Raw genomic sequence first — 25,202 nt, 5'->3', positions numbered from 1 at the left:
CATGGGCGATCCGGGGGGGGAGGCGTACGGATTTCGTTGGTCAGGGGGCAATAGATTCATCATCTTCCATTCAGCTGGGGACGGCTGCCAGCATCGGCGGACCGTCACCCGAGGGAGATGCCGATGAACCGCCCCCGTCCTCTGCGCTGTCTGGCCGCGCTGGCGCTGGTGGCCCTGGCCGCCACCGCCTGCGGGCGTTCCGATCAGGGCTCCGCCGCCGCGCCGGGTGCGGCCGCCGGCGACACCGCCGGGAAGAGCTCCGCCGAGCTGCTGCCCGGCAAGTACAAGCAGGCCGGCGTGCTGAGAGTCGCGACGGCCGTCGGGTACCCGCCGATGGAGATGTACAAGACGGGCACCACCGAGCTGACCGGTGTCGACCCGGACCTCGCCGCGGCGATCGCGGCCAAGCTCGGGCTGAAGCTGGAGATGACCAACGCCTCGTTCGACGGGCTGATCCCGGGCCTCCAGGCCGGCCGGTTCGACCTGGTGATGTCCTCGATGACCGACAGCGAGCAGCGCCGCCAGGCCGTCGACTTCGTCGACTACTTCCGCACCGGCGGGGTCGTCATGACCACCAAGGACAACCCCCAGGGCATCAAGTCCCTGGAGGACCTCTGCGGCAAGCAGGTGGTGCTGGCCAAGGGCAGCTCCAACCTGGAGATCGGCGAGCAGCAGAACGCCAAGTGCGCCGAGAAGATGACCATCTCGCAGAGCGAGGACGCCCCCACCGGACTGCTGCAGCTGGACAGCGGGCGGGCCGTCGCGACCATCGTGGACTACCCGGTGGCGCAGATGTTCGCCCAGAAGAGCGCCGCCTACCAGGTGATACCCGAGCAGTACGGGACGGCGCCGTGGGGCATCGCGGTGGCGAAGAAGGAGAGCGGGCTGCGCGACGCGGTGCAGCGGGCGCTCCAGGAGCTGATCGACTCGGGTGAGTACCGCACGGTGCTCGACAAGTACGAGGTCGGCGGCAGCGCCGTGGCCAAGGCCACCGTCAACACGGTCGGGCAGTGAGTGCGGTGGCGGGCGACGGCATGAGAGTCGAGGGTTCGGGCGTCGCGACCAAGGCCGCACCGGCTTCCGGGCCGGCTTCCGGGCCGGCCGAGGACGACCTCGCGCTGCGGGTCACCGGGCGGCCCCGCCCCGGGCGGTGGGTGGCGGTGCTGGCGGCGGCGTTCGCTGCGGTCTGGCTGGCGTACACCATCATCGTCAACCCCAACCTGCACTGGGACGTCATCGCGAAGTACCAGTTCGACGGGGTGATCCTGGAGGGCCTGTGGGTCACCGTCCAGCTGACCCTCATCTCGCAGGTGGCCGGCATCGTGATCGGTGTGATGGCGGCGGTGATGCAGCTGTCGGACAGCCCGGTGCTGCGGACCACGGCCGGCGCGTACACCTGGTTCTTCCGGGGGACGCCGCTGCTGGTGCAGCTGATCTTCTGGTTCAACCTCGCGCTGCTGTTCCCCGAGATCAGCATCGGCATCCCGTTCGACGGACCGAAGCTGGTCAGCTGGCAGACCAACGCGCTGATCACCGGCTTCGTCGCGGCGCTGCTGGGCCTGTCGATCAACGAGGGCGCCTACATGTCGGAGATCGTCCGGGCCGGCATCCAGAGCGTCGACCCCGGGCAGCGGGAGGCCGCGGCGGCCCTGGGCATGTCCAACCGGCAGATCCTGATCCGGGTGGTGCTGCCGCAGGCGATGCGGGTGATCATCCCGCCGTTCGGGAACCAGTTCATCTCCATGCTGAAGACCACCTCGCTGGTCTCGGTCATCGCGGGCGCCGACCTGATGACGGTCTCGCAGCACCTGTACCTGGCGAACTTCGAGGTCATCGCGCTGCTGGTGGTGGCGTCGATCTGGTACCTGGTGCTGACCACCATCGCGAGCGTCGCGCAGCACGCCGTGGAGCGGAAGTTCAGTCCCGGGGCGCAGACGGCGCGCCCGGCGCTCGGGCGGCGGGTGCTGCGCAACCTGCGGCCGGGCGGGGCGAGGAAGACGGACATGAGGAAGAAGGGGGCGGGCAAGTGACGGTGGCGACGGACGAGGTGATCCTCTCGGCGCGCGGCGTGCGGAAACGATTCGGCGACCTGGAGGTGCTGCGCGGGATCGACCTGGAGGTGCGGTGCGGGGAGGTGCTCTGCGTGATCGGGCCCTCCGGCTCCGGCAAGTCCACCCTGCTGCGCTGCTTCAACCACCTGGAGAAGATCGACGCCGGGCGGATCGCCGTCAACGGCGAGCTGATCGGCTACGAGCCGGTCGGCACCGGCACCACGCTGCGCGAGCGGCGGCCCAAGGACATCCAGCGCCAGCGCGAGCGGATCGGCATGGTGTTCCAGCGGTTCCACCTGTTCCCGCACCGCACGGCGGTGCAGAACGTGATGGAGGGACCGGTCGCCGTCCAGGGCCGGGGCCGGGCGCAGGCCGAGCGGCAGGCCCGCGAGCTGCTGCACAAGGTCGGCCTCGCCGACCGCGCCGACCACTACCCCGGCCAGCTCTCCGGCGGCCAGCAGCAGCGGGTCGCGATCGCCCGGGCGCTGGCCATGGAGCCGACCCTGATGCTGTTCGACGAGCCGACCTCCGCGCTCGACCCCGAGCTCGTCGGCGAGGTGCTGGGCGTGATGCGCGACCTGGCGCGCAGCGGGATGACGATGATCGTCGTCACGCACGAGATGGGCTTCGCCCGCGAGGTCGCCGACCGGGTCGTCTTCATGGACCAGGGCGCGGTCGTCGAGGCCGGGCGCCCGGACGAGGTGTTCACCGCCCCGCGCCACGAGCGCACCCGGGCCTTCCTGGCGACGGTGCTGTGATGGCGGGCGTGGAACTCCTGGTGCGCGGCGGGCTGCTGGTGGACGGCACCGGGGCGCCGGCGCGGCCCGCCGACCTCGCGGTCGCGGGCGGGCGGGTCACCGTGCTGCCGCCCGGGGCACGCGTGGACGGGGCCGGTGGCGGGGACAGGCGGGAGGTGCCGACGATCGACGCCACCGGGCGGGTCGTCACCCCCGGGTTCATCGACGTGCACACGCACTCCGACGCCCTGGCCGCCGTCGGGGGGCCGTCCGCGGCGGGCGGCGCCGTGCCCGGGGACACCGCGTGGGACGCCCTGGAGGAGCTGCGGCTCGCCCCGCTCCTCCAGGGCGTGACCACCGAGATCAGCGGCAACTGCGGCAGCAGCCTCTTCCCCTGCCTGCCCGAGCGGCTGCCGGAGCTGGCCGAGCACCTGCGGGTCACCTTCGGCATCGGCCCGGTCCGCCCCGCCGAGGACTTCGCCGCCTTCGCCGCCGCCCAGCGGCCCGAGCTGCGCCGCAACCACCTCGCCTCGCTGGTCGGCCACGGCACGCTGCGGGCCGGGGTGATGGGCTTCGCCGACCGGCCGCCCCGGCCCGAGGAGCTGGCCGCGATGTGCGAACTGCTCGACCGTGCCCTCGCCCAGGGCGCGGCCGGGTTCTCCACCGGCCTGATCTACCCGCCCGGCACGTACGCCGACACGGCGGAGATCGTCGCGCTCGCCACCGTCGCGGCCCGGCACGGCAAGCCGTACGTCACCCATCTGCGGGACGAGATGTCCCAGGTGGAGAAGGCCCTGGAGGAGGCGCTGGAGATCGCCGAGCGCTCGGGCGCACCGCTCCAGGTCTCCCACCACAAGACCGCCGGCCGGCACGCCTGGGGCGCCACCCTGCGCACCCTTCCCCGGCTCGAACAGGCCCGCGCCGACGGCCTCGACGTGCTGTGCGACGTGTACCCCTACACCGCGGGCAGTACGGTGCTGCACGCGATGCTGCCGCCGTGGACCAGCGAGGGCGGGGTCGGCGCGCTGCTGGAGCGGCTGCGCCGGCCCGAGGTGCGCGAGCGGATCCGGGCGGACATCGCGGGCGGCGTCGACGGCTGGGAGAACACCGTCGGCAACGGCGGCTGGGACCTCATCGCGGTCGCCGCCGCCCCGGCCCGCCGCTCGGCGGAGGGCCACCGGATCGCCGACCTGGCGTCCGCGGGCGGCGCCGACCCGGTCGACTACGTCTGCGACCTGCTGCTCGACTCGCAGGGAGAGGTGACCATCATCAGCCACTCGATGCGCGAGGACGACGTCCGCCGGGTGCTGGCCAGCCCGCTGTCGATGATCGGCTCGGACGGTGTGCCCAAGCCCGGGCGGCCGCATCCGCGCTGGGCGGGCAGCTTCTCCCGGGTACTCGGCCACTACGGCCGGGACGAGGGGCTGCTGTCGCTGGAGAGCGCGGTGCACAAGATGACCGGGCTGCCGGCGGCGCGGTTCCGGCTCGCCGGGCGCGGGGTGGTCCGTGACGGCGCGGTGGCGGACCTGGTGGTGCTGGACCCGGACGCCGTCCGGGACGCGGCCACCTTCGAGCGGCCGTTGCTGCCGCCGGAGGGGGTGGCGGCCGTGGTGGTCGCCGGGCGGGTCGCGGTGTGCGAGGGGCGGGCGACGGACGCCCGGGCCGGAGAGGTGGTACGGGTCCGATGATCCTGGCGCAGGTGGCGGCCGCCGCGAGGTCGGCGGCCGCGCTGCCGTTGACCCTGGCGGTCGCGGCGGTGGACGTGGACGCGGAGGCGGGCGCGGAGGCAGGGCCGGGGGCGGGCGCGGGGGCAGGCGCGGGGCTGACGGTCGGGAGCGGCTCGGTCGGGGTGGACGACACGGTGGTGCTGCCGGTCGCCAGCGCGTCCAAGCTGCTGCTGCTCGCCGAGGTCGCGCGCCGGCTCGACTCCGGGGAGCTGCGCGCGGACGCGGTGGTGCCGATCGAGGACGAGGACGTGGCCGGGGGCACCGGGCTGCTGCGGCGGCTGGCCCACCGGGGTGCCGGGGGGAACGCGTGCGGGTGGACGGTCGAGGACCTGGCCTGGCTGACCGCCTCGGTCAGCGACAACACGGCCACCAACGCCCTGCTGCGGACGGTCGGCCTGCCCGCCACCGAGCGGCTGGCCCGGGGCCTCGGGCTGGAGCGGCTCACCCTGCACGACCGGGTGCGGGACGTCCGGGGTCCCGGCGTGCCGCCGGTGTTCGCCACGGGGACGGCCCGGGACCTCGCGCGGCTGGTCGCACTGGCCGTCCGGGGCGACCTGGTCTCGCCCGGCGCGTCGGCGCGGCTGCTGGCGTGGATGCGCTCCAACACGGACCACGGGCTGGTGCCGGCGCTCGTCCAGCACGACCCGTACGCGGAGTGCTTCCCCGATCCGCTGCCCGGCGGGCTGCTGGTCGCCAACAAGACCGGGACGGACACCGGGGTGCGGGCCGACGCCGGGGTGCTGATCGGCACCCGGCGGGTGGCGTACGCGGTGATCGCGCACTGGGACGTGGCGCTCGGGCCCAGCACGGAGCGGGCCGCGGTGCACGCCATCCGCGAGGTCGGGCGGGCGCTCGCGGCCGGCGCGCAGCGCGGCGAGCCGGCGCCCTGCGCGCTGCTGCGCCAGCCGACCGGCTGAGCGGGGCGGCGGGGCGGCGGGGGGGGCGGGGAGCGGGGTGGCGGGGAGCGGCCCGTTGAGGAGCTGTCCGGCGGATCACGGTAGGGCCGCGTGTGTGCCCGGCCCACCTCAGCGGCAAGCTCGTGAGCGCAGGGCTCGCCCAGCCGGTCCGGTCCTCGGGCCTCGACACTCTGGCGCACCGGCTCCGGACACCGGAAAACCGCTGCCCGGAGCCGGTGCGGACGGCTACGCTCACCCCTTCCGACCGGCACACATGTGGGGAACGCATGACGCGGCAGTTCACCGACCGCCAGGGCCGGACCGTGGTGCTCGAGGAGATCACGGAGGACAACTGGCGCGATGTCGCCGACGTGGCGCCCGCCGACGAGCAGCGCCGGTTCGTGGCCGCGCTCGCGGCGCGCTACCTCCTGCTCTCCCGGCAGGGCGAGGTGTGGACGTCCCTCGGCGTCCGCGCAGGTGACGACGTCGTGGGCCACGTCATGTGGGCATACGACGACGAGGAGGCCGCCCACTGGATCGGCGGCATGGTGGTGAGCGCGGCCGAACAGGGCAAGGGCGTGGGCCGCGCCGCCCTGGGCGCCGTGATCGAGCGCCTGTCGGCGCTGCCGGAGTGCCGGGAGGTCCGTCTCTCGTACCACCCGGACAACGCTTCCGCCGGCCGCCTCTACACCTCCTTCGGCTTCCGGCCGACCGGGGACTTCGAGGACGAGGAGATCGTGGTGGCGCTTCCGGTCGGCCGGTAGCGCTGTCAGGTGGTGTCGTAGGTCTGAGCGGCCCGGCGCCGGGCCGAGCGGTCAGCGGCCGCCGAGGTCGGTCAGGCCCACTGCAGTTCGAGCAGTGACCGGACCTCCCCGGCGGCCGCTCGCAGTTCGCCGAGGAAGGCGCGGACGGCCGGGTTGCGGTTGGTGGCCCGGGTGGCCACGCCGATCCGGCGGTGCAGCTGCGGGTGGTCCAGGCGGCAGACGTGCACGCCGGCGCTGTCGGCCAGGCCGAGGGCCGGGATCAGCGCGACGCCCATGCCGGCCCGGGCGAGGTTGATCGTCACCTGGTAGTGGTCGCTGCGGCAGCGCACCCGGGGGCGGAACCCCTCGGCGGCGCAGGCACGTTCCAGCACCGGCTCGCCGGTCGAACCGCCGTGGGTGCCGATCCAGCTCTCGCCGTCGAGTTCGGCGAGCCGGACCAGGGTGCGCCGTCCGAGCCGGTGGCGCAGCGGCACGATCACCAACTGCGGCTCGTCGAAGTAGAGTTCGACCTCGACCGTGCCCTGCCGGCTCGCCTGGCGGATCCACGGGTCGAGCGGGTGCTCGAAGACCACCGCGGCGTCCAGGCGGCCGGCCTCCAGGTCGGGGAGCAGTTCGTGCGGCTGGCCCATGATGAGTTCGAGTTCGACCTGCGGGTGCCGGGCCGAGAAGGCGGTGAGCGCGCGGGGCAGCAGGTCGAGGCCGGCCGAGGCGAAGAAGCCGAGGCGCAGCACGCCCGCGGTGCCCCCGGAGTGGGCGCGCAGGTCGTCCTGGGCGACGGCCATGAGATCGGCGATCGCCTGGGCGTGCTCGGCCAGCCGGACGCCGGCCGGGGTCAGCCGCAGGGACTGCGGCTGACGCTCGACCAGCGCGACGCCCAGCTCCTGTTCGAGGCGGGCGAGCTGGTGGGAGACGGCGGAGGGGCTCAGGTGCAGCGCCTGCGCCGCGGCCACGATGGTGCCGCGGCGGGCGATCTCCAGCAGGACGAGCAGACGGGCGCTGTTCAGCATCGGGCCAGGGTAGGTCATCGCGGCTGGTCAGGGGCGGAGGGCGACTCTGTAGGCCGGTCTGCCGATTCTTCAAGAATCAGTAGACCGATCTGCATATTTGCCATGAGAGGAAGAGGAAGTAGACCGGTCTACCTATTCCGTCATGGGGGTACGGAATAAGTAGACCGGTCGATATATTCCGCCTGTTTCAGGCGCCGGCGGTCTGGCGCCAGGCGACGGGGGCGGGGCCGAGGCCGTCGGCGGGGCGCTCCGCCGGGCCGTCGACGTCGAGGCGGAGCAGGTCCTCCTCGGTCTCCCGGCGCACCACCAGCCGGGCCTCACCGTCCCGGACGAACACCACGGCCGGGCGCGGCAGCTTGTTGTAGTTGGACGCCATCGCGTACCCGTACGCGCCGGTGACCGGGGTGGCGAGCACGTCGCCGATCCGCAGGTCGGCCGGGAGGGCGGCGTCGTCGATGATGACGTCCCCGCTCTCGCAGTGCTTCCCGACCAGCCGGGCCCGCAGCGGCCGGGGCTCCTGCGGGCAGCGCGGCAGGAACGCCTCGTAGCGCGCGCCGTACAGGGCGGGGCGGAGGTTGTCGCTCATCCCGCCGTCGACGCTCACGTACGTCCGGACGCCGGCGATCCGCTTGACCGTCCCCACCCGGTAGAGGGTGAGCCCGGCCCGGGCGGAGATCGAACGCCCCGGTTCGACACCGATCTCCCCCGTCCAGCCGGCCCCGCGGACGGCCGCCCGCACCCGGTCCGCCCACACCGCGAAGGACGGCGCGCTCTGGCCCGCCAGGTACGCCACGCCGAGCCCGCCACCCACCGTCAGCCGCGCCACCCCGCTGTCCACCGCGAACCGGGCCACGGCGGCGGCCCCGTCGGCGAGTTCGGCCGGGTCCAGGACCTGCGAGCCGACGTGCGCGTGGACGCCCTCCAGCCGCACGGCCGGCGAGGCGGCGGCCCGCCGGACGGCGGCCTCGGCGGCGCCGTCGGCCAGGCCGAAGCCGAACTTGGAGTCGTGCCCGCCGGTGCGGATCGCCTCGTGGGCGCCCGCCGCGACCCCCGGCGCCACCCGCAACTGCACGTGCGCCGGCGGCAGGCCCTCCTCGACCACCAGACGCTCGATGCGGTCGAGCTCGTCGAAGCTGTCGACGACGACGTGCCGCAGGCCGGCCGTGAGGGCGGTGCGCAGCTCGTCCTCGCTCTTGTTGTTGCCGTGCAGCACGATCCGCTCCGGGGGGACGCCCGCGTGCAGGGCGGTCCGCAGTTCGCCGCCGGAGGCGACGTCGAGCAGCAGGCCCTCCTCGGCGGCGAGCCGGGCCATCGCGGTGCAGAGGAAGGCCTTCGAGGCGTAGGCGACGTTGCCCGGGCCGAAGGCGGCGACGGCCTCCCGGCAGCGGCGGCGCAGGTGCTCCTCGTCGTAGACGAAGAGCGGAGTGCCGAACCGGCGGGCGAGCTCCGTCAGCGGCACACCGCCGACGGAGAGCCCGGCGGGACCCTCCTCGGCGGTGAGCGGCAGCAGCCCGGCGTCGACGGGCGGCTTGGCGGCGGGCGGCTCGGGTACGGCCGACCGGGCGTCGGCGGGCGACTGGGTGGCAGGCGAGACAGGCGACACGGATTCCTCCCGGCGGGCTGGTTCGCCTGCCATCCTCGGCCGGGCGGGAGCGGTCGGAAAAGCGCATTCTTCCGGCCCTGAGCAGTACGGGTTTCGATGCTCCCGGGGCGCCGGGGCGCTACGGCGCTCACCGTGGCAGCCCCGGCACAAGCGCACCGGAAGCGCCACCGGTGGCCCGAGGTGCGCGCCCGGGCGGGCACCAGGGCCCGCCGGCAACGGCAGCACAAGCAGAACAGCGGCACACACCAGCCGCGCACCCCCGCCCTCGGAGGCACGCGGCAGGGTGGGCGACCAGGGGCAGGTCAGCTGCGGCAGATCATGGAGGGGGCCATGAACCGCGGCAAAGCAGAGCGCCCCAGAGCTGCCGCGTTAGCCGACCTGTCCGTGTGCAGCCTCACGGTCCCGGTACGACCGAGACCGATGCCCTTGCTCTTGTCTCGGCCTGGCGGGGTTTCAGCGCCTGGCTGGCCGCTCACTCTCCGGCCGATCACGCAGCCCTGCAGCCGGCGGCCGACGCCGGGCAGATCGCAGGCCTGGAGGACGGACTCGGCTTCGCCCTGCACCCCCAGTTGCGCACACTGCTCGAACTGCACGACGGCGTCGCGCCGCGACCCGCCGGGGACACCTTCCCCGCAGGGTCCTTCCTGCCGCTGGGACACCGACTGCTCCCCACAGAGCACATCCCCACGCGCCACCGAACGTACGTCGAGTTGTTCCCAGTGGACACCTGCGATCCCGGGGACTGGGGCACCTTGGTCGGCCACGCCCGCTGGTGGGTACCCATCGCACTCCCCAACGACGGGGGCGTGCTCTTCGTGGACCACCTGCCGGGACCCACCCACGGGCACGTATACGAGATGGGTATCGGCTCGGGCGACATCGAGGGCAGTCTGTGGGCCACCAGCCTGGCGGACATGTTCACCGCCCTGACCGGCAGCCTGACCACCGGTCGGCCCGCGTTCCATCACTTCGTCCCGGAAACCCAGCGGCACGCCTCCGGAAGGCATCGCATCGACTGGCGAGTGGCACCGTAGCCCTCCCCCGAAACGAACCGGCCCCGACGGCGGGGCGCCAGTCCTCGAATACCGCCAGCTCCATCGGCCAAGACCACGTGACAGACGGTCGAGATCACCTGTCACGGGACAGCCAGCCGTGCCTGGCCGCGCGGTCATAGCGCTCCACGGAGGTCGCGCGGCGCAGAGCCTCACCCGCGCCCCGCGCCCGCCCACGGCGCTCGGCCTCGGCGGTCAGCACGGCGAGCCCGACGGCAACCGCCGCACCGGCCGCGCACCCCCACGGTTGGGCGCGCGCAGCGCGTCGTCGGGCTCGCGCTCCATGGCGCGCGGGGCCTCCTCGGTGATCAGCCCTGCGAGGCCGACCGCGGGGGCAGCACGAGCGCACGGGAGGTGCCGGCAGCACGCCGGCCGCGCGCCCCCGGCGTCGGGGGTGCGCGGCCGGGGGGCGCGGGTCAGCCGCGGCGGGCGCGGCGGATCGCGGAGGTGACCACGGGCGGGAGGAGGTCGCCCACCGCCCGCTTGGCGACGTTGGCCGGGCGGCGGCGTTCGGCGGCGCGGGCGCGGCGCTCGGCGAGGTCGCGCAGCGCGTCGTCGCGCTCGCGCTCCACGGAGCGCAGGGCCTCCTCGGTGGCCCTGGCCTGCTCGCGGCGCTCGGCGTCGGCGGTCAGCCGGGCGTGGTGGCGGGAGACCGGGAACGGCTCGGCGCCGTCGGAGTTGCCCCCGATCCGGACCACCCGGTGCTCGGCGATCACCTCGTGGGTGATGTCGCACTGCGGCAGGGTGCCGCGCCGGGCGAGCAGGTCGAGCTGGGCGGGCTCCGGGTCGCCCCAGGTGCCGTAGAACTTGGTGTCGGTCAGCACGATCGGCCGCAGGCCGTGGTTGAGCACCGCCTCCCAGGTCGCGGCGGCGACGCCGGGGGTGTGCGCGGAGCGGTAGTCGTCCAGCACCACGACGCCGTCCGGGGAGAGCGCCGTCCGGGCCACCTGGAGGTCCCCGGCGACGTGCTCGTAGAGGTGCGAGGCGTCGATGTGGATGAACCGGAACGCGCCGGTCGCGACGCGGCCGCCGGCCAGCGCCGAGGTCGGCGCCTGGATGATCTCCGGCAGCCGGTCGTGGAAGGAGAGGTAGTTGGCCTCGAAAGCGGTGCGGGTCAGCGTCTTGCGGTAGGACATGTCCATCTCGGCGGCGTTCTCGTCGTCCGGCGCGTCCGAGTCGAAGAGGTCGCAGACCGTGAAGGTCTCGTCCGCCTGGATGTGGGCCCCGATCACGATCGCGCTGCGGCCCAGGTAGGCGCCCATCTCCATGAGGTCCCCGGAGAGGCCAGCCTTCTCCTGGCGCCCGAGGAACCAGTCGAAGAGGTGACGGTCGTGGTCCCAGAACCATCCGGGCACGTCGTCGAGCACCGCCGGCTCCACCGGCTGCTGCTGGTCGGCACTGAGTGCGGCGTCGGTCACGAGGCGACTCCTAAGACGGTACGAACGACCACGGGGCTGGGGCTCCGGACCCGGGAGGACGCGTCCCCGGTGGCCGACGGCGGTCCTCGCCGGTCCCGGCCCGGGCAGGGTGGCACCGCGGGCGCGTGGACAGGACCCGACCTGCCGCCAACCGTAGTCCGGCGCGCGCGAGTTCGCTGCAATCTACTCGCCGTCGAGCGGACTTGGGCGAACTCTCGAGGAAGAATTTCGCCGCCCGGCCATTTGTGGGCGTACTTGACTGCGGTCGCGAACCTCAAGGCGGACCGGTTCGTCCATAGTGCCGTCGTACCACCCGATTTGTCACCAGCGGGGACACGATCCCCCCGGCCCTCCACCCGGCCACCGGCCCGCCCGGAGCGGGGCGAGTCCGGATCGACCGCGGGCCGGCCGACTGCCGGACGGCCGGACGGACGGCACCCGACCGCCGCGGGCGGACGGTCAACTCGGCGCCCGCCGAAGGACGGTGGCTCCGCGGGCGGCGATGACGGCGAGCACCGCGGTGAACCCCCGGGCGATCGTTCCTTGCGCCGCCGGTGCGCACACCGTTGACTGGTCCGGGACCGGCCGCACGGCGACCGGGCCGCACGGAGGACCGGCCATTCGGACGACAGGCCGGAAAGCGCCGCGGGGGACGCACGCGCACCCGCGGCATCGGCACGAAGGGGTACCACATGGTGGACGGGACGGAGCGGGCCGAGGGGTACGCCGAGCACACCGACCAGTACATCGACGGCGCCTGGCGGCCCGCCCTGGACCAGGGCTCGGTCCCGGTCCTCGACCCGGCCACCGAGCGCCTGCTCGCCACCGTCCCGGCCGGCGGCGCGGCGGACGTCGACGCCGCCGTCGCGGCGGCCCGCCGGGCGGCCCGCGCCTGGGGCGCGACCACCGCCGCCGAGCGGCTGGTGCCGCTGACCCGGCTGCGGGACGGCCTGGCCGCGCACCAGGAGGAGATCGCCGCCACCGTGACGGCCGAGCTGGGCGCGCCGATCGGCTTCGCCACCGCCGTGCACGCCGCGCTGCCGCTGAAGGTCACCGAGTCGTACCTGGAACTGCTGGCCGGGTACCCGTTCGAGGAGCGGGTCGGCAACTCGGTGGTGCACGCGGAGCCCGCCGGGGTGGTCGCGGCGATCACCCCGTGGAACTACCCGCTGCACCAGATCACCGCCAAGGTGGTGCCCGCGCTGGCGGCCGGCTGCCCGGTGGTCCTCAAGCCGGCCGAGGACACCCCGCTGGTGGCCCGGCTGTTCGCCCGGCTGGTGGACGCGGCGGGCTTCCCCACCGGGGTGTTCAACCTGGTGACCGGCACCGGCGCGGTGGCGGGCGCCGCGCTGGCCGGCCACCCGGGCGTGGACGTGGTGTCGTTCACCGGCTCGACGGCGGTCGGGCGGACGATCGCCGAGACGGCCGGGCGCGGCATCAAGCGGGTGGCCCTGGAGCTGGGCGGCAAGTCCGCCAACGTGGTGCTGCCGGGCGCCGACCTGGCCCGCGCGGTGAAGGTCAACGTCGCCAACGTGTTCGCCAACTCCGGTCAGACCTGCAGCGCGTGGACCAGGCTGCTGGTCCACCGCGACCAGTACGAGGAGGCGGTGGCGCTGGCCGCGAAGGCGGCCGGCACGTACGTCCCGGGCGATCCGGCGGACCCGGCGACCCGGATCGGGCCGGTGGTCAGCGCGCGCCAGCGCGAGCGGGTGCGCGGCTACATCACCGGCGCGCTCGCCGAGGGCGCGCGCCTGGTGGCCGGCGGCGCCGAGGCCCCGGACGGCCTGGCGACCGGCTTCTACGTCCGCCCGACCGTGCTCGCCGACGTCACCGCCGACATGACGGTGGCCCGGGAGGAGGTGTTCGGCCCGGTGCTGGCGATCCTGGCGTACCGGGACGAGGACCACGCCGCGGAGCTGGCCAACGCCACCGAGTACGGCCTGGCCGGTGGCGTCTGGGCGGTCGACCCGCAGACCGCCGCCCGCTTCGCCCGCCGGCTGGACGCCGGGCAGATCGACCTCAACGGCGGGCGCTTCAACCCCCGGGCGCCGTTCGGCGGTTACAAGAACTCGGGCCTCGGCCGCGAGCTGGGCCGGCACGGCCTGGAGGAGTTCCTGCAGTACAAGTCGCTCCAGTACTAGCCGGTACCGGGGAGGACCCGGCCGGCGCCAGGAGAGCAGCGGGAGGCGCCGCCGCCCGGACGGACGGCCCGGACGGTCCGAGCGGTCGAACGGCCCGGACGGCCCGAGCGGGCCCGGCCGAACGGTCCGGGCGGCGGCAGCGGGGTCAGACCAGGTCGACGCCCGGGTAGAGGGGGAAGCCGGCGAGCAGGTCGGCGGCGCGCTTGGCGACGCCCTCGGCGACCGCCGGGTCCAGGGTGTACTGGGCCTTGGACGGGGCGCCGGAGGCGGTGGCGGCCGGGGCGGTGGCGCGCAGCACGGTGTCGATGAGGGCCGCGATCTCGTCCATCTCGGCGGTGCCGAGGCCGCGGGTGGTGAGCGCCGGGGTGCCGATCCGTACGCCGGAGGTGTACCAGGCGCCGTTCGGGTCCTGCGGGACGGAGTTGCGGTTGGTGACGATCCCGGAGTCGAGCAGCGCGGCCTCGGCCTGGCGGCCGGTCAGGCCGTGGCCGGAGACGTCGGCGAGCACGAGGTGGTTGTCGGTGCCGCCGGTGACGAGCGTGCCGCCGCGGCGCAGCAGGCCCTCGGCGAGCGCCCGCGCGTTGTCCACGACCTGCTGGGCGTAGACGCGGAACTCGGGGCGGCGGGCCTCGGCGAAGGCGACCGCCTTGGCGGCCATGACGTGCGAGAGCGGGCCGCCGAGCACCAGCGGACAGCCCCGGTCGACGTGCTCGGCGAGTTCGGTGGTGCACAGCACCAGGCCGCCGCGCGGGCCGCGCAGCGACTTGTGGGTGGTGGAGGTGACGATGTCGGCGTGCGGCACCGGGTCGAAGTCGCCGGTGAGCACCTTGCCGGCGACCAGGCCGGCGAAGTGCGCCATGTCGACCATCAGGGTGGCGCCGACCTCGTCGGCGATCTCGCGCATCTTGCGGAAGTTCACCAGCCGCGGGTAGGCGGAGTAGCCGGCCACCAGGATCAGCGGGCGGAACTCGCGGGCGGTGGCGCGCAGCGCGTCGTAGTCGATCAGGCCGGTGGCCGGGTCGGTGCCGTAGCTGCGCTGGTCGAACATCTTGCCGGAGATGTTGGGGCGGAAGCCGTGGGTGAGGTGGCCGCCGGTGTCCAGGGACATGCCGAGCATGCGCTGGTTGCCGAGCTCCTGGCGCAGTTCGGCCCAGTCCTGCTCGGTGAGGTCGTTGACGTTGCGGACCCGGGCGCGCTCCAGGGCGGGGCTCTCGACCCGCTGGGAGAGGACGGCCCAGAAGGCGGTGAGGTTGGCGTCGATGCCGGAGTGCGGCTGGACGTAGGCGTGGTCGGCGCCGAACAGGGCGCGGGCGTGCTCGGCGGCGATGGTCTCGACGGTGTCGACGTTGCGGCAGCCGGCGTAGAAGCGGCGGCCGGCGGTGCCCTCGGCGTACTTGTCGCTGAGCCAGTTGCCCATGGCGAGCAGGACGGCCGGGGAGGCGTAGTTCTCGCTGGCGATGAGCTTGAGCGAGGCGCGCTGGTCGTCGATCTCCTGACCGATGGCGGCGGCGATCCGCGGCTCGGCCTCGCGGACCACGTCGAGGGCGGAGCGGAAGGCGGTGTTGGCGGCGGGGGTGGCGGCCGTGTGGGGCTGCGGGGCCATGGCGGTCTCCTGCTGGGGAGTCGGGGGGCCCAGGCGCTCGGCAACTGCTGCGTGATCCGGCACGGGGCCGCTTCCCGATGGTCGATTCCATCCGTGCGCGCCAGTCGCGGCCCGCCGGAATCGTACCAATGCCGGGCGGCCTGTGGCGGAGATCTCACCATGCGGGACAACGGCGGACATGACATGCGCTATGCCCCGCTATGTCCGTTCTTCTGCAACGGCAGTATTGCAGCGGAATGAAGCCGTCACATTTCTCGAAACAAAGCGGCGGAACCACTTGTCCGGCGCCCCGGAATGATTTGCGGAAACTCCACCGCATCCGATCTGATGACGCCCGGCGGAGCTTCCCGGGAAACCCTCGGAGCGCCGCCCGGAAATGCACGTCGAAGCACCCCCACCCATGGGGCGGCACGGAATTCGGGGAGTACGGCTCTCATGGCAGTGGTCGAACAAGTCGCAGCAGCGGACGCTCCGGCGCCGCCCCCGGCGCCCGTCCCGAAGAGCCTGCTGCGCCGCGTCTGCCGCGACCGCACGGGAGCCGTCGCGCTCGGCGTGGTGGTGCTGTTCCTGGTGCTCGCCCTGGCGGCCCCGCTGATCGCCGCGCTGTACGGCAAGAACCCCACCGAGCACTACGGCCAGAACACTCCGGGCCTGCTCAGCGACGGTGGCCTGCCGGTCGCGCCGAACGGCGGCATCTCCGCGGAGTTCTGGTTCGGCCTGGAGCCGGGCCTGGGCCGCGACGTCTTCACCCAGTTGCTGTACGGGATTCGCACCTCGCTGCTGATCGCCTTCCTCTCGGCCGCCGTGACCACCACCCTCGGGGTGCTGGCGGGCGTCGCGGTCGGCTACCTCGGCGGGATCACCGACCGGCTCTTCGGCTTCCTCTCGAACGTCCTGCTGGCTTTCCCCACCCTGCTCCTGCTGCTCGCGCTGAGCCCGGTGATCCAGTCCCGGCTGGTCGATCCGGGGACCGCGGAACCGGCCTGGATGCAGTTCCTGGTGCTCGTCCTGGTCTTCTCCGCGTTCGGCTGGATTCCGCTCGCGCTTTCCCTGCGGGCCACCGTCCGGTCGCTCCGGGAAAGGGATTTCGTGCAGTCCGCCCGGGCGATGGGCGCGAGCGGATTCCACATCGTCTTCCGTGAACTCCTGCCGAACGTCCGGGCGCAGCTGCTGGTGCACGCCACGATGGCGGTGCCCACCTTCGTCGCCTCCGAGGCGGTGCTGTCCTTCCTCGGCGTGGGCGTCACCGAGCCGGTCCCGGACTGGGGGCGGATGATCTCCCGCGGCTCCGAGGTCTTCCAGGCCGACCCGACGTACATGGTCTTCCCCGGCGTGGCGCTGCTGCTCTTCGTGCTCGCCTTCAACCTGCTCGGCGACGCCGTCCGGGACGCCCTGGACCCGCGCGCCGCCCGCTGAGGCTCTTCCCGCTCACCCCTTCACCGCTTCATCCTTCACCGCTTCACCGTTCACCTTCACCCGACAGCCCCGGAGCCCCCGGGGCAAGGAGAGATTCGCCATGCGCTGGATCAGACCGTCCCTCGCCGTCCTCGCGACCGCCCTGCTGGCGACGTCCTGCTCGGCCGGCGCGGGCACCGGTTCCTCCTCCACCGCCGGCCCCGGCGCGGCGAGCAAGGACACCTCGCCGCTGACCGCCGCGCTCGGCACCGAGCAGGAGAGCGCCGGCCCGGCCCCCGCCGTCGCCGGCGCCCGCCAGGGCGGCACGGTGAACGTGTACAACGCCACCGACTTCCGCCACCTGGACCCGCAGAAGGTGTACGCGGGCGCCACCTACAACACCTCGCTGCTCTGGGGCCGCCAGCTGACCCAGTACCAGGTGGTGGACGGCAAGGCGAAGCTGGTCGGCGACCTCGCCACCGACACCGGCACCGCCGCCGACGGCGGCCGCACCTGGACGTACAAGCTGAAGGCGGGCGTGGCCTGGGAGGACGGCCAGCCGATCACCTCCCAGCAGGTCAAGTACGGCATCGAGCGCTCCTTCGGCAAGGGCTACGAGGTCGGCCCGCCGTACTGGCCGCAGTGGCTCACCGGCGAGGCCAGCTACGACGACGCCCGCAAGAAGTACGGCGGCCCGCAGGACGGCGACCTCGCCGCGATCGAGACGCCGGACGAGCGCACCATCGTCTTCCACTTCCCGCAGCCGCAGGCCGACGTGCCGTACATGGCCGCGCAGTCCTCCTCCTCGCCGGTGCGCCAGGACAAGGACACCGGCACCGACTACGACCGCCAGCCGTTCGCCACCGGCCCGTACCGGATCGTCGAGCACGTCCAGAACACCCGCATGGTGCTGGAGCGCAACCCGCACTGGAAGGCGGAGACCGACCCGATCCGCAGCCAGTACCCGGAGAAGTTCGTCTTCACCTTCGGGAAGGAGGCGCTCAACATCAACCAGGAGATCCTCGCCGGGCGCGACGGCGGCGAGAACGCCACCACGGCGGCCACCGTGCTCTCCCCCGAGCTGTACCAGACGGTGGACACCGACCCGAAGGCCAAGGAGCAGGTGGTCTCCGGCCGGCAGGGCGCCTTCGTCACCTACCTCATGATCAACAACGAGCGGGTGAACGACGTCGAGGTCCGCAGGGCCCTCAACCTGGCCTACCCGCGCCAGCAGGCCCGCCAGGTCCAGGGCGGCACCCGGGCCGGCGACCTCGCCACCACGCTCAGCTCGCCCGCGCTGGTCGACTGGCAGAAGTACGACCTCAACCCGGCCAGGCCGGAGGGCGACCCGGAGGCCGCCAAGGCCGCGCTCGCCAAGGCCAAGCAGCCGCCCGCTTCGCTCACCTACGCGTACGCCAACACGCCCAACGGGCAGCGGGTCGCCCAGGTGCTGGTGGACGGCTTCGCCAAGGCCGGCATCACCGTCGTGCCCAAGCCGGTCGACCCCAAGGCCCTGCTGGACGAGGCGCACCGCGCCGACTCCCCGTACGACCTCTGGGAGGAGACCAGCTCGGTCGACTGGCCGACGCCCTCCACGCTGATCCCGTTCTCCTTCGACGGCCGCGCCAACAGCGACCTCAACTCCGCCCGGTACCACAACGCCGAGGTGGACAAGGAGATCGACCGGATCAACCAGATCGGCGAGCCGCACGCCAAGGCCAAGGAGCTGTACGCGCTGGAGCAGACGGTGATGAAGGACCTGCCGGTGCTGCCGTTCAGCTACCCGACGGTGAACCAGCTGCGCGGCTCCAACGTCGGCGGCGCGTTCATCCACCCGATCTACGGGACGGTCAGCCTCGCCTGGCTGTACCTCAAGTCCTGATCCGAAGTCCCCGGTGGACCCGCCGCGCGCGCCGCCCGGTGCGCGCGGCGGGCCCGCCAGCCCGACGCCCCCCGAACCCGGACCGGCCACCATGCTCTCCTTCGCCCTGCGGCGGATCCTCCAGGCGCTCGCCGTCCTGGCCGCGGTCTCCGCCGCCGCCTTCGCCCTCTTCTACGCCGGCCCGGCCGACCCCGCCCGCGCCGCCTGCGGTCCGCGCTGCGACAGCGGCCAGGTCGCGGCGGTCCGCACGAGCATGGGCCTGGACCAGCCGCTGCTCGCCCAGTACACCGACTACCTCTCCGGGATCGTCGCCGGCCGGGACATCCTGGACGTCGACGGCTCCACGATCCGCTGCGACGCGCCCTGCCTCGGCTACTCCTACCGGCTGCACCAGCCGGTCACCGAGGCGCTGGTCGACCACCTGCCGGTCACCGTCTCGCTGGCGGCGGGCGCGCTGGCCGTCCTGGTCCTGTTCGGGCTCGGCACCGGCTTCGTCGCCGCGCTGCGGCACGGCACCCGGACGGACAAGCTGCTCTCCGGCTTCACCCTGGTCGGCGCCAGCGTGCAGATCTACTTCCTCGGCTACGTCGCCCAGTGGGGTCTGGTCTACACCACCGGACTGCTGCCGCTGCCCTCCTACACCCCGCCGGCCACCGACCCCGCCGCCTGGGCGGGCGGCATGCTGCTGCCCTGGATCGTCCTCGGCTTCGTCAACTCCGCGGTGTTCGCCCGGCTGTCGCGCTCGCAGCTGCTGGAGACGATGAACGAGGAGTACGTCCGCACGGCCCGCGGCAAGGGCCTCGGGCGGCTGCGCGCGCACCTCAAGTACACCTCGCGCGGCGCCGCCGGGCCGCTGGTGCAGTTGCTCGGCCTGGAGGCGGGCGCGCTGCTCGGCGGCGCGGTGATCACCGAGACGGTGTTCGGGCTGAACGGCGTCGGCCGGTTCGCCATCGAGGCCGTCGAGGGGCAGGACCTGCCGGCCGTGGTCGGCGCCGTCCTGCTGGCCGCCTGCTTCGTCGTGCTGTTCGTCGCGCTGGCCGACCTCGCGGTGGCCTGGCTCGACCCGCGCATCCGCCTCAGCTGACCGCCCCCGCCCCGCCCGTCTGGAGCCCGCCGCCATGACCCCCGAACCCGCACCCGCGCACCGCCTCCCGCAGGACGCCGCGCAGACCGCCGCACAGACCGCCGAGCCCGGCGCCGGGCCGGCCGCCTGGCCGGACGCCGAGCAGCCGGTGCTCAGCGTCCGGGACCTCTCCGTCACCTTCGCCGACCCGCGCGGCGGGGCGCCCGTCGGCGCCGTGCGCGGCCTCTCCTTCGACCTCGCCCGCGGCGAGGTGCTCGGCCTGGTCGGCGAGTCCGGCTCCGGCAAGTCCGCCACCGGCCTCGCCGTGCTCGGCCTGCACGACCCGCGCACCACCACCGTCACCGGCTCGATCCGGCTGGCCGGGCAGGAGCTGGTGGGCGCCGGGGAGTCCGTGCTGCGGCGGGTGCGCGGCGGCCGGGTGGCCCTGGTCTTCCAGGACGCGCTCACCTCGCTCAGCCCCTTCCACGGCGTCGGCGCCCAGCTCGCCGAGATGTACCGGCTGCACCACCCCGACGCGGGCCGCGCCGAGGCCCGCCGGCGGGCGGCGGCGATGCTCGACCGGGTCGGCATCCCGGCCGCCCGGGTGCGCGACTACCCGCACCAGTTCTCCGGCGGCATGCGCCAGCGGGTGATGATCGCGATGGCGCTGATGAACGACCCGGACGTGCTGATCGCCGACGAGCCGACCACCGCGCTCGACGCCCGGGTCCAGCGCCAGGTGCTGGACCTGCTGGGCGAGTTGCAGCGCGAGCACGGCACCGCGGTGCTGCTGGTCAGCCATGACCTCGGGGTGGTCGCCGGCACCACGGACCGCACCCTGGTGATGCGCGGCGGCCGGCCGGTGGAGAGCGCGCCGACCGCCGCCCTGCTGGCCGCGCCCCGGGAGCCGTACACCCGGGCCCTGGTGGGCGCCGCGCTCACCCTCGACTCCGTCCCGGGCACGCCGCTGCCGACCGTCGACGACCCCTCGCCCGCGCCCCGGCCCCGGCCCACGGCCGCGGCGACCGCGGCGACCGCGGCGACCGGCGGGAGCACCCCGGCCGCGCCCGGGCCCTGGCTGGCCGAGGTCGAGGACCTCGCCGTGCACTTCCCCGGCCGCCGCGGCCCGCGCCTGCCGGGACGCGAGCGGCCCGGACCGGTCCGGGCGGTCGAGGGCGTCAGCCTGCGCATCGCGCCCGGCGAGACGCTCGGCCTGGTCGGCGAGTCCGGCTCCGGCAAGTCCACCACCTCCCGGGTGCTGGCCGGCCTGCAGCCCGCCACCGCCGGCGCCGTCCGCTACGACGGCCTGGACGCCACCAGGCCCGACCGGGCGCTGCGGCGGCGGATCGCCAAGGAGGTCCAGCTGGTCTTCCAGGACCCGTACGCCTCGCTCAACCCGCGCCGCACCGTCGCCCAGACCCTGGACACCCCGCTGCGCCTGCACACCGCGCTGGACGCCGGGCAGCGGCGCGAGCGCTCGGCCGAACTGCTGGAGCAGGTCGGCCTGCCGGCCGCCCACCTCGACCGCTACCCGCACGAGTTCTCCGGCGGCCAGCGCCAGCGGATCGGCATCGCCCGGGCGCTCGCCCCCGAGCCGCGGCTGATCATCGCCGACGAGCCGGTCTCCGCCCTGGACGTCTCGGTCCAGGCCCAGGTGCTCAACCTGCTGATGGAGCTGCGCGAACGCCTGGGCGTCGCCTTCCTGTTCGTCTCCCACGACCTCGCGGTGGTCCGCCACTTCTGCGACCGCGTCGCGGTGATGCACCGCGGCCGGCTGGTCGAATCCACCGACCGCGACCGGCTCTTCGCCGCCCCGCACACCGCGTACACCCGCGAACTGCTCGCCGCCGCCCATTGAGCGGCGGCGGCCGGTGGTGTCGGTCCCCCTTCTCCGCGGCCGCTCCGCCTACGATCGGTCACCGGTCGTGAGCGCACGGCCACACCCGTCCCCCCGGAGAAGGGGTTTGCCCGATGACCACGCTCGTCCACCGATCCGTCTCCCTGGTCACGCTCGTGGGCCGCCTCAACCCCGCGGCCCTGGACGGACTGATCCCGCACGGCTTCGCCCTCGGGGTCGTCGCGGGCACCCGCCTCGCCGCCCACGCCGACGGCGCCGCCGACGTGGCCCGGCTGAACCCGCAGCCCCTCCCGCCCGCCGCCGCCGAACTGCGGCTCGCCGTCGCCGGCACCGTGGGCGCGGTCGCCAACGCCGCCATCACCGCCCGCGTCTCGGGCGGCGACGCCCGGCAGATCCTCGCCGAGGTGGGCGACGACTGGTGCGGCACCCCGCACGGCCGGATCCCGTGGCCCCGGCACTGGCCGCTGCCCTGGCCGCCCACCGGCCCTCTCCCGATCGACCCCGGCTACGCCACCCCGGCCGTCCAGGCCCAGGCCGCGCTCGCCTTCCAGGGCTACGCCAACGGCATCGGCGACGAGCAACTGCGGACGGCGTTCGGCGACTTGGCCGAGCGATTGGCGGACGCGGCGCTCCAGCAGGCGGACTGACCGGCGGGGCCGCCAACCCGCCGGACGCCGCGTCTCCACTTCGCCGCTTCGGCTGCGCACCCGGCGCCCGGCGGGTTAGCGTGCTGCGTCCGACCGTTGTGACTGATGCCTGTTGTGACTACCGGGACCGACCAGCCGGGGGAGACGTGTCCGAGGAACTGCTGCTCGCGAGAATCAACCACGGGTTCGACCATCTCGACGCGGACGGGGACGGTCTGCTGACCGAGCACGACCACGTACTGATGGGCCGCGCGGTGGCCCGGTCGCTGGGACACGCGGAGGGGTCGGGCGCCGAGCGGCGGATCGTCGCCGCCTACCTCGCCATCTGGCGGGACCTGCACGTCTCCCACCTGCCGATCGGGACCACCGCGATCAGCCGCCGGCAGTTCGTCGCCTCGACCCGCGCGCTCGCCGACGACCCGGTGGCCGCGCGGACCGTGTTCGGGGCGCTCGCCGAGGCGTTCCTGGCCGTCGCCGACGTGGACTCCAGCGGGACGGTGGACGCGGGCGAGTTCTTCGTCTTCCAGCGCGGCCACTTCTCCGCGCTCTCCCGCGACGACGCGGACGAGGCGTTCCACCGGCTCGACCTGGACGGCGACGGCACCCTGTCCGCCGAGGAGTTCGTCTCCGGCCTCATCGAGTTCTGGACCAGCCGCGAGGCCGACGCGCCCGGCCACTGGTGGGCCGGGCGGCCCCCCTACCTCGCCTGACGCACCGTCATGCTCCGCTCTCGTCCGGGAATCCGGCGAGGGTCCGGACCTCCCGGGTGAGCAGCAGCGGCAGCACGGAGAGCAGCGCCACCCCGGTCACCACCCAGATCGCCGGGCGCAGGCCCGCCACCGAGCCGAGCAGGCCGCCGGCGGCCGCGCCGAGCGGCAGGGTGCCCCAGACGACGAAGCGGACCGAGGCGTTCATCCGGGCCTGCAGCGCCGCCGGGGTCACCGCCTGCCGGAGGCTGACCTGGGCGATGTTGTAGGCGGTGACGCCGCAGGCGATGAGCCCGGCCGCCGCCGCCAGGGTGGGAACGGCGCGCCCGGGCTCGGCCGTGGCGAGCAGCAGCAGGCCGAGCCCGGGCAGGCACCGGGCGGCCAGCAGCAGCCGGCCCAGGCCCAGCGCCCGGACCAGCCGGGCGGTGAACACCGCGCCGAGCAGGGCGCAGCCGTTGCCGACCATCAGCGCGAGGCCGAACTTCCCCGGCGAGAGGCCGAGGTCGCGCAGGGCGAAGGCGGGCAGCAGGACGCCGAGCGCGCCGCCGAGCCCGGCCAGGTTGGCGACGGCGGTGGCCAGGGCGAGCGAGCGCAGCACCCGGTGGCGCAGGACGAACCGCAGGCCCTCGGCGATCCGGGTGCGCATCCGCTCCCGGGCCGCGGGCGGGCCCGGTTCGGCCCCGGCGGGCGGCGCCGGGGGTCGGATCACGCCGAGGAGCAGCGCCGAGACGAGGTAGCTGAGCGCGTCGGCGAGCAGGATCAGCGGCGCGGTCGCCCACTGCAGCAGCAGGCCGGACAGGCCGGGTCCGGTGAGTTCGGCGGCCGAACGGGAGAACTCCAGGCGGCTGTTGGCGGCCGCGACCTCGCGGCGGCCGACGACCCCGGGCAGGAAGGCCTGGTCGGCGATGTCGAAGAAGACGGTGAACAGGCCGGTGACGAAGGCGACCGCGCAGAGCAGCGGCACACTCAGCAGGTCGAGCGCGTAGCCGAGCGGGACGACGCCGAGCGCGACCGCGCGTCCGGCGTCCGCGACGACCATCACCCGCCGCCGGTCCCACTGGTCGAGCAGGGCGCCGGCGGGCAGGCCGACCAGCAGGAACGGCAGGGTCTCGGCGGCGGAGACCAGACCGAGCTGGCCGGGCGTCGCGCCGACGACGGTGAGCGCGAGGACCGGCAGGACGAAGAAGCTCAGCTGGGTGCCGAACTGGCTGACGGTGTGGGCGGACCAGAGGGCGGCGAAGTTCCGCCGCCGCCACAGGGCGCGCGGCGGGTCGGGTAACGGGGCCGCCGTGGCCGCCGAGTCCGTGTGCGCGTCCGCCGTCGCCGTCGTCGCCGTCCGCCCGTCGGTACCCGCCATGAAGCCCACTCCCCCGGCCCGCCCGGGTCCCCCCGCCGGGCCGGGCACCTGACGGATGGTACTCGAATGATCCGCTCCGGCGCGGGCGCTTCGGGGAACCGGCCGGGGGCCGGCGGGTACCGGCCGGTAGCGTGACCGGGCCGTGCCCGGCCGGGCACGGCGCGCACCGCCCGCAAGGAACCATCCGCATGCCCAGCACCACCCCCACACCCCCCGCTCCCCCCACCGCCCACGTCAGCCGCCCCGCGCTCGCCCTCGGCCCGTACACCGTGACGGCCGAGCGGATCCGCGAGGACATCCTCGCCGGCAACCCGGACTACCCGCCGCGCCAGGCCCAGACCGTCCGGCTGGCCCTCGGCAACCTGCCCGGCACCCGCCGCTACTTCCGCCCCTACGAGATGGTCGCCTCCCCCGGGCGCACCGCCGCCGAGCGCAAGACCACCACCTTCGCCGACCTGCTGGCCGCCGCCGAACGCGCCGCCGGCGAGGCGCTGGCGGACGCCGGCCTACGGCCCGACCGGGTCGACTGCGTGATCGTCTCCAGCGCGACCGGCGACGCCGTCCCCGGGCTGGACGTCCACCTCCAGCAGAACCTCGGCCTGCGCCCGGACGTCAGCCGCCTGCCGATGAGCCAGCTGGCCTGCGCGGGCGGCGCCCATGTGCTGATCGCCGCCCGGCGGTTCCTGGCCTGGAACCCGGCCGGCGTGGTGCTGGTGGTCGCCGCCGAGTCGCTCTCCTCGATGTACCAGCACAGCCGCACCGCGGTGGAGGACCAGATCTACAAGGGCCTGTGGGGTGACGCCGCGGCCGCCGCCGTGGTCACCGCCGAGCCGCGCACGCCCGGGCTGCGGCTGGAGCACTGCTTCGAGTACACCATCCCGCGCACCACCGATCGCTACCGCAAACTGACCGACCACCGCGGCGACCACTTCGCCTCGACCCGGACCTCACTGCGTTCGGTCACCGACCTGGGCCCGGCCCTGCTGGACTGGCTGGACCGGCACGGCGGCCGGGCGCTGGACTTCGGGGTGCTGCACCCCGGCGGTCCGGCGATCCTGGAGCGGCTCGGGGCGCTGCTCGACGTGGACGGCGCCTTTCTGCGGCACTCCCGGGACGTGCTCGCCGAGGAGGGCAACCTGGGCGGCGCGACGGTCTTCTCGGTGCTCGCCCGCACCCACCGCACGCCCCCGCCGCCGGGCTCGCGCGGCCTGGTCCTGGGCCTGGGCCCGGGCGTCACGCTGAGCACCCTCCTCGCCACCTGGTCCGACCCGGCGGGGTGAGGGCCGAGCGGTGC

General features: G+C 74.4%; 20 protein-coding genes and 1 riboswitch. Of the genes, 15 read left to right on the top strand and 5 right to left on the bottom strand.

The window, feature by feature from the left end:
• The first annotated feature begins 123 nt into the window (after window positions 1–123).
• The 6 genes from ABT238_RS09130 (at window position 124) to ABT238_RS09105 (ending at window position 6,175) form a co-directional block, all read left to right on the top strand.
• Complete coding sequence (locus ABT238_RS09130; RefSeq protein WP_350563878.1) at window positions 124–1,014, top strand: ABC transporter substrate-binding protein; 891 nt, start codon at window positions 124–126, stop codon at window positions 1,012–1,014.
• Window positions 1,011–2,030: an amino acid ABC transporter permease gene (locus tag ABT238_RS09125; RefSeq protein ID WP_350563881.1), complete on the top strand. Its 1,020-nt coding sequence runs from the start codon at window positions 1,011–1,013 to the stop codon at window positions 2,028–2,030. Before ABT238_RS09130 ends, ABT238_RS09125 begins: the two co-directional genes overlap by 4 nt.
• Before the next feature lie 20 nt (window positions 2,031–2,050).
• On the top strand, window positions 2,051–2,809 hold the full coding sequence (locus tag ABT238_RS09120; protein ID WP_350564050.1) for an amino acid ABC transporter ATP-binding protein: 759 nt from the start codon (window positions 2,051–2,053) through the stop codon (window positions 2,807–2,809).
• The gene (locus tag ABT238_RS09115; RefSeq protein ID WP_350756294.1) at window positions 2,809–4,476 is read left to right on the top strand and encodes an N-acyl-D-amino-acid deacylase family protein; all 1,668 of its coding nucleotides are present in this window, start codon (window positions 2,809–2,811) and stop codon (window positions 4,474–4,476) included. The genes ABT238_RS09120 and ABT238_RS09115 overlap by 1 nt, the downstream gene beginning before the upstream one ends.
• Entirely contained in the window at window positions 4,473–5,432 is a 960-nt protein-coding gene (locus tag ABT238_RS09110; protein WP_350563885.1) for a serine hydrolase, read from the top strand. Before ABT238_RS09115 ends, ABT238_RS09110 begins: the two co-directional genes overlap by 4 nt.
• 266 nt (window positions 5,433–5,698) lie before the next feature.
• Window positions 5,699–6,175 (top strand): GNAT family N-acetyltransferase, encoded by a 477-nt coding sequence (locus ABT238_RS09105; protein ID WP_350756292.1) that lies wholly within the window; start codon window positions 5,699–5,701, stop codon window positions 6,173–6,175.
• 71 nt (window positions 6,176–6,246) lie between these two features.
• Here ABT238_RS09105 and ABT238_RS09100 read toward each other — a convergent pair whose 3' ends face one another.
• Together ABT238_RS09100 and lysA are read right to left on the bottom strand one after the other, a co-directional pair.
• Window positions 6,247–7,182, bottom strand: a complete 936-nt coding sequence (locus ABT238_RS09100) for a LysR family transcriptional regulator (RefSeq protein WP_350563888.1) — start codon at window positions 7,180–7,182, stop codon at window positions 6,247–6,249.
• A gap of 187 nt (window positions 7,183–7,369) precedes the next feature.
• On the bottom strand, window positions 7,370–8,785 hold the full coding sequence (gene lysA / locus ABT238_RS09095) for a diaminopimelate decarboxylase (protein ID WP_350756290.1): 1,416 nt from the start codon (window positions 8,783–8,785) through the stop codon (window positions 7,370–7,372).
• 386 nt (window positions 8,786–9,171) lie between these two features.
• On the opposite strand from lysA, the gene ABT238_RS09090 reads away from it, so the two are divergent.
• Window positions 9,172–9,819: an SMI1/KNR4 family protein gene (locus ABT238_RS09090; RefSeq protein ID WP_350756288.1), complete on the top strand. Its 648-nt coding sequence runs from the start codon at window positions 9,172–9,174 to the stop codon at window positions 9,817–9,819.
• 434 nt (window positions 9,820–10,253) lie between these two features.
• On the opposite strand, the gene ABT238_RS09085 is transcribed toward ABT238_RS09090, so the two are convergent.
• Window positions 10,254–11,255: a class I SAM-dependent methyltransferase gene (locus ABT238_RS09085; protein ID WP_350563897.1), complete on the bottom strand. Its 1,002-nt coding sequence runs from the start codon at window positions 11,253–11,255 to the stop codon at window positions 10,254–10,256.
• Window positions 11,256–11,947: 692 nt separating this feature from the next.
• On the opposite strand from ABT238_RS09085, the gene ABT238_RS09080 reads away from it, so the two are divergent.
• Window positions 11,948–13,396 carry an aldehyde dehydrogenase family protein gene (locus tag ABT238_RS09080; protein WP_350756286.1) on the top strand — a complete coding sequence of 483 codons (1,449 nt, stop codon included), beginning with the start codon at window positions 11,948–11,950 and terminating at the stop codon, window positions 13,394–13,396.
• A 145-nt stretch (window positions 13,397–13,541) separates the two neighbouring features.
• On the opposite strand, the gene ABT238_RS09075 is transcribed toward ABT238_RS09080, so the two are convergent.
• Complete coding sequence (locus ABT238_RS09075; protein WP_350563902.1) at window positions 13,542–14,999, bottom strand: glycine hydroxymethyltransferase; 1,458 nt, start codon at window positions 14,997–14,999, stop codon at window positions 13,542–13,544.
• 20 nt (window positions 15,000–15,019) lie between these two features.
• Window positions 15,020–15,117, bottom strand: a riboswitch (ZMP/ZTP riboswitch).
• A gap of 317 nt (window positions 15,118–15,434) precedes the next feature.
• Between ABT238_RS09075 and ABT238_RS09070 the strand changes: the two genes are divergently transcribed.
• From ABT238_RS09070 to ABT238_RS09045, 6 genes are all read left to right on the top strand, one after another.
• On the top strand, window positions 15,435–16,415 hold the full coding sequence (locus ABT238_RS09070) for an ABC transporter permease (protein ID WP_350756284.1): 981 nt from the start codon (window positions 15,435–15,437) through the stop codon (window positions 16,413–16,415).
• A gap of 100 nt (window positions 16,416–16,515) precedes the next feature.
• Complete coding sequence (locus ABT238_RS09065) at window positions 16,516–18,276, top strand: ABC transporter substrate-binding protein (protein ID WP_350756282.1); 1,761 nt, start codon at window positions 16,516–16,518, stop codon at window positions 18,274–18,276.
• Between the two features lie 91 nt (window positions 18,277–18,367).
• Window positions 18,368–19,360, top strand: coding sequence for an ABC transporter permease (locus ABT238_RS09060; RefSeq protein WP_350563910.1), 993 nt, complete (start codon window positions 18,368–18,370; stop codon window positions 19,358–19,360).
• Window positions 19,361–19,394: 34 nt separating this feature from the next.
• Window positions 19,395–21,197, top strand: a complete 1,803-nt coding sequence (locus tag ABT238_RS09055; RefSeq protein WP_350563914.1) for a dipeptide ABC transporter ATP-binding protein — start codon at window positions 19,395–19,397, stop codon at window positions 21,195–21,197.
• Between the two features lie 113 nt (window positions 21,198–21,310).
• Complete coding sequence (locus ABT238_RS09050; RefSeq protein WP_350756280.1) at window positions 21,311–21,844, top strand: hypothetical protein; 534 nt, start codon at window positions 21,311–21,313, stop codon at window positions 21,842–21,844.
• 146 nt (window positions 21,845–21,990) lie between these two features.
• Window positions 21,991–22,554, top strand: coding sequence for an EF-hand domain-containing protein (locus ABT238_RS09045; RefSeq protein WP_350563919.1), 564 nt, complete (start codon window positions 21,991–21,993; stop codon window positions 22,552–22,554).
• A gap of 7 nt (window positions 22,555–22,561) precedes the next feature.
• On the opposite strand, the gene ABT238_RS09040 is transcribed toward ABT238_RS09045, so the two are convergent.
• Window positions 22,562–23,908, bottom strand: a complete 1,347-nt coding sequence (locus tag ABT238_RS09040; protein ID WP_350756278.1) for an MFS transporter — start codon at window positions 23,906–23,908, stop codon at window positions 22,562–22,564.
• Window positions 23,909–24,096: 188 nt separating this feature from the next.
• Between ABT238_RS09040 and ABT238_RS09035 the strand changes: the two genes are divergently transcribed.
• Window positions 24,097–25,188 (top strand): PhlD, encoded by a 1,092-nt coding sequence (locus tag ABT238_RS09035; RefSeq protein ID WP_350563925.1) that lies wholly within the window; start codon window positions 24,097–24,099, stop codon window positions 25,186–25,188.
• Window positions 25,189–25,202: the final 14 nt, after the last annotated feature.

The sequence above is a fragment of the Kitasatospora sp. NPDC001527 genome (assembly GCF_040298605.1).
Classification (GTDB): Bacteria; Actinomycetota; Actinomycetes; order Streptomycetales; family Streptomycetaceae; genus Kitasatospora.
This window is presented reverse-complemented; position numbering and strand designations above follow the sequence as displayed.

Coding starts and splice junctions, on each gene's coding strand:
- ABT238_RS09105 (WP_350756292.1), top strand. CDS start 5,699: ATGACGCGGCAGTTCACCGACCGCCAGGGCCGGACCGTGGTGCTCGAG.
- ABT238_RS09110 (WP_350563885.1), top strand. CDS start 4,473: ATGATCCTGGCGCAGGTGGCGGCCGCCGCGAGGTCGGCGGCCGCGCTG.
- ABT238_RS09070 (WP_350756284.1), top strand. CDS start 15,435: ATGGCAGTGGTCGAACAAGTCGCAGCAGCGGACGCTCCGGCGCCGCCC.
- ABT238_RS09130 (WP_350563878.1), top strand. CDS start 124: ATGAACCGCCCCCGTCCTCTGCGCTGTCTGGCCGCGCTGGCGCTGGTG.
- ABT238_RS09115 (WP_350756294.1), top strand. CDS start 2,809: ATGGCGGGCGTGGAACTCCTGGTGCGCGGCGGGCTGCTGGTGGACGGC.
- ABT238_RS09060 (WP_350563910.1), top strand. CDS start 18,368: ATGCTCTCCTTCGCCCTGCGGCGGATCCTCCAGGCGCTCGCCGTCCTG.
- ABT238_RS09080 (WP_350756286.1), top strand. CDS start 11,948: ATGGTGGACGGGACGGAGCGGGCCGAGGGGTACGCCGAGCACACCGAC.
- ABT238_RS09035 (WP_350563925.1), top strand. CDS start 24,097: ATGCCCAGCACCACCCCCACACCCCCCGCTCCCCCCACCGCCCACGTC.
- ABT238_RS09040 (WP_350756278.1), bottom strand. CDS start 23,908: ATGGCGGGTACCGACGGGCGGACGGCGACGACGGCGACGGCGGACGCG.
- ABT238_RS09075 (WP_350563902.1), bottom strand. CDS start 14,999: ATGGCCCCGCAGCCCCACACGGCCGCCACCCCCGCCGCCAACACCGCC.
- ABT238_RS09065 (WP_350756282.1), top strand. CDS start 16,516: ATGCGCTGGATCAGACCGTCCCTCGCCGTCCTCGCGACCGCCCTGCTG.
- ABT238_RS09050 (WP_350756280.1), top strand. CDS start 21,311: ATGACCACGCTCGTCCACCGATCCGTCTCCCTGGTCACGCTCGTGGGC.
- ABT238_RS09055 (WP_350563914.1), top strand. CDS start 19,395: ATGACCCCCGAACCCGCACCCGCGCACCGCCTCCCGCAGGACGCCGCG.
- ABT238_RS09100 (WP_350563888.1), bottom strand. CDS start 7,182: ATGCTGAACAGCGCCCGTCTGCTCGTCCTGCTGGAGATCGCCCGCCGC.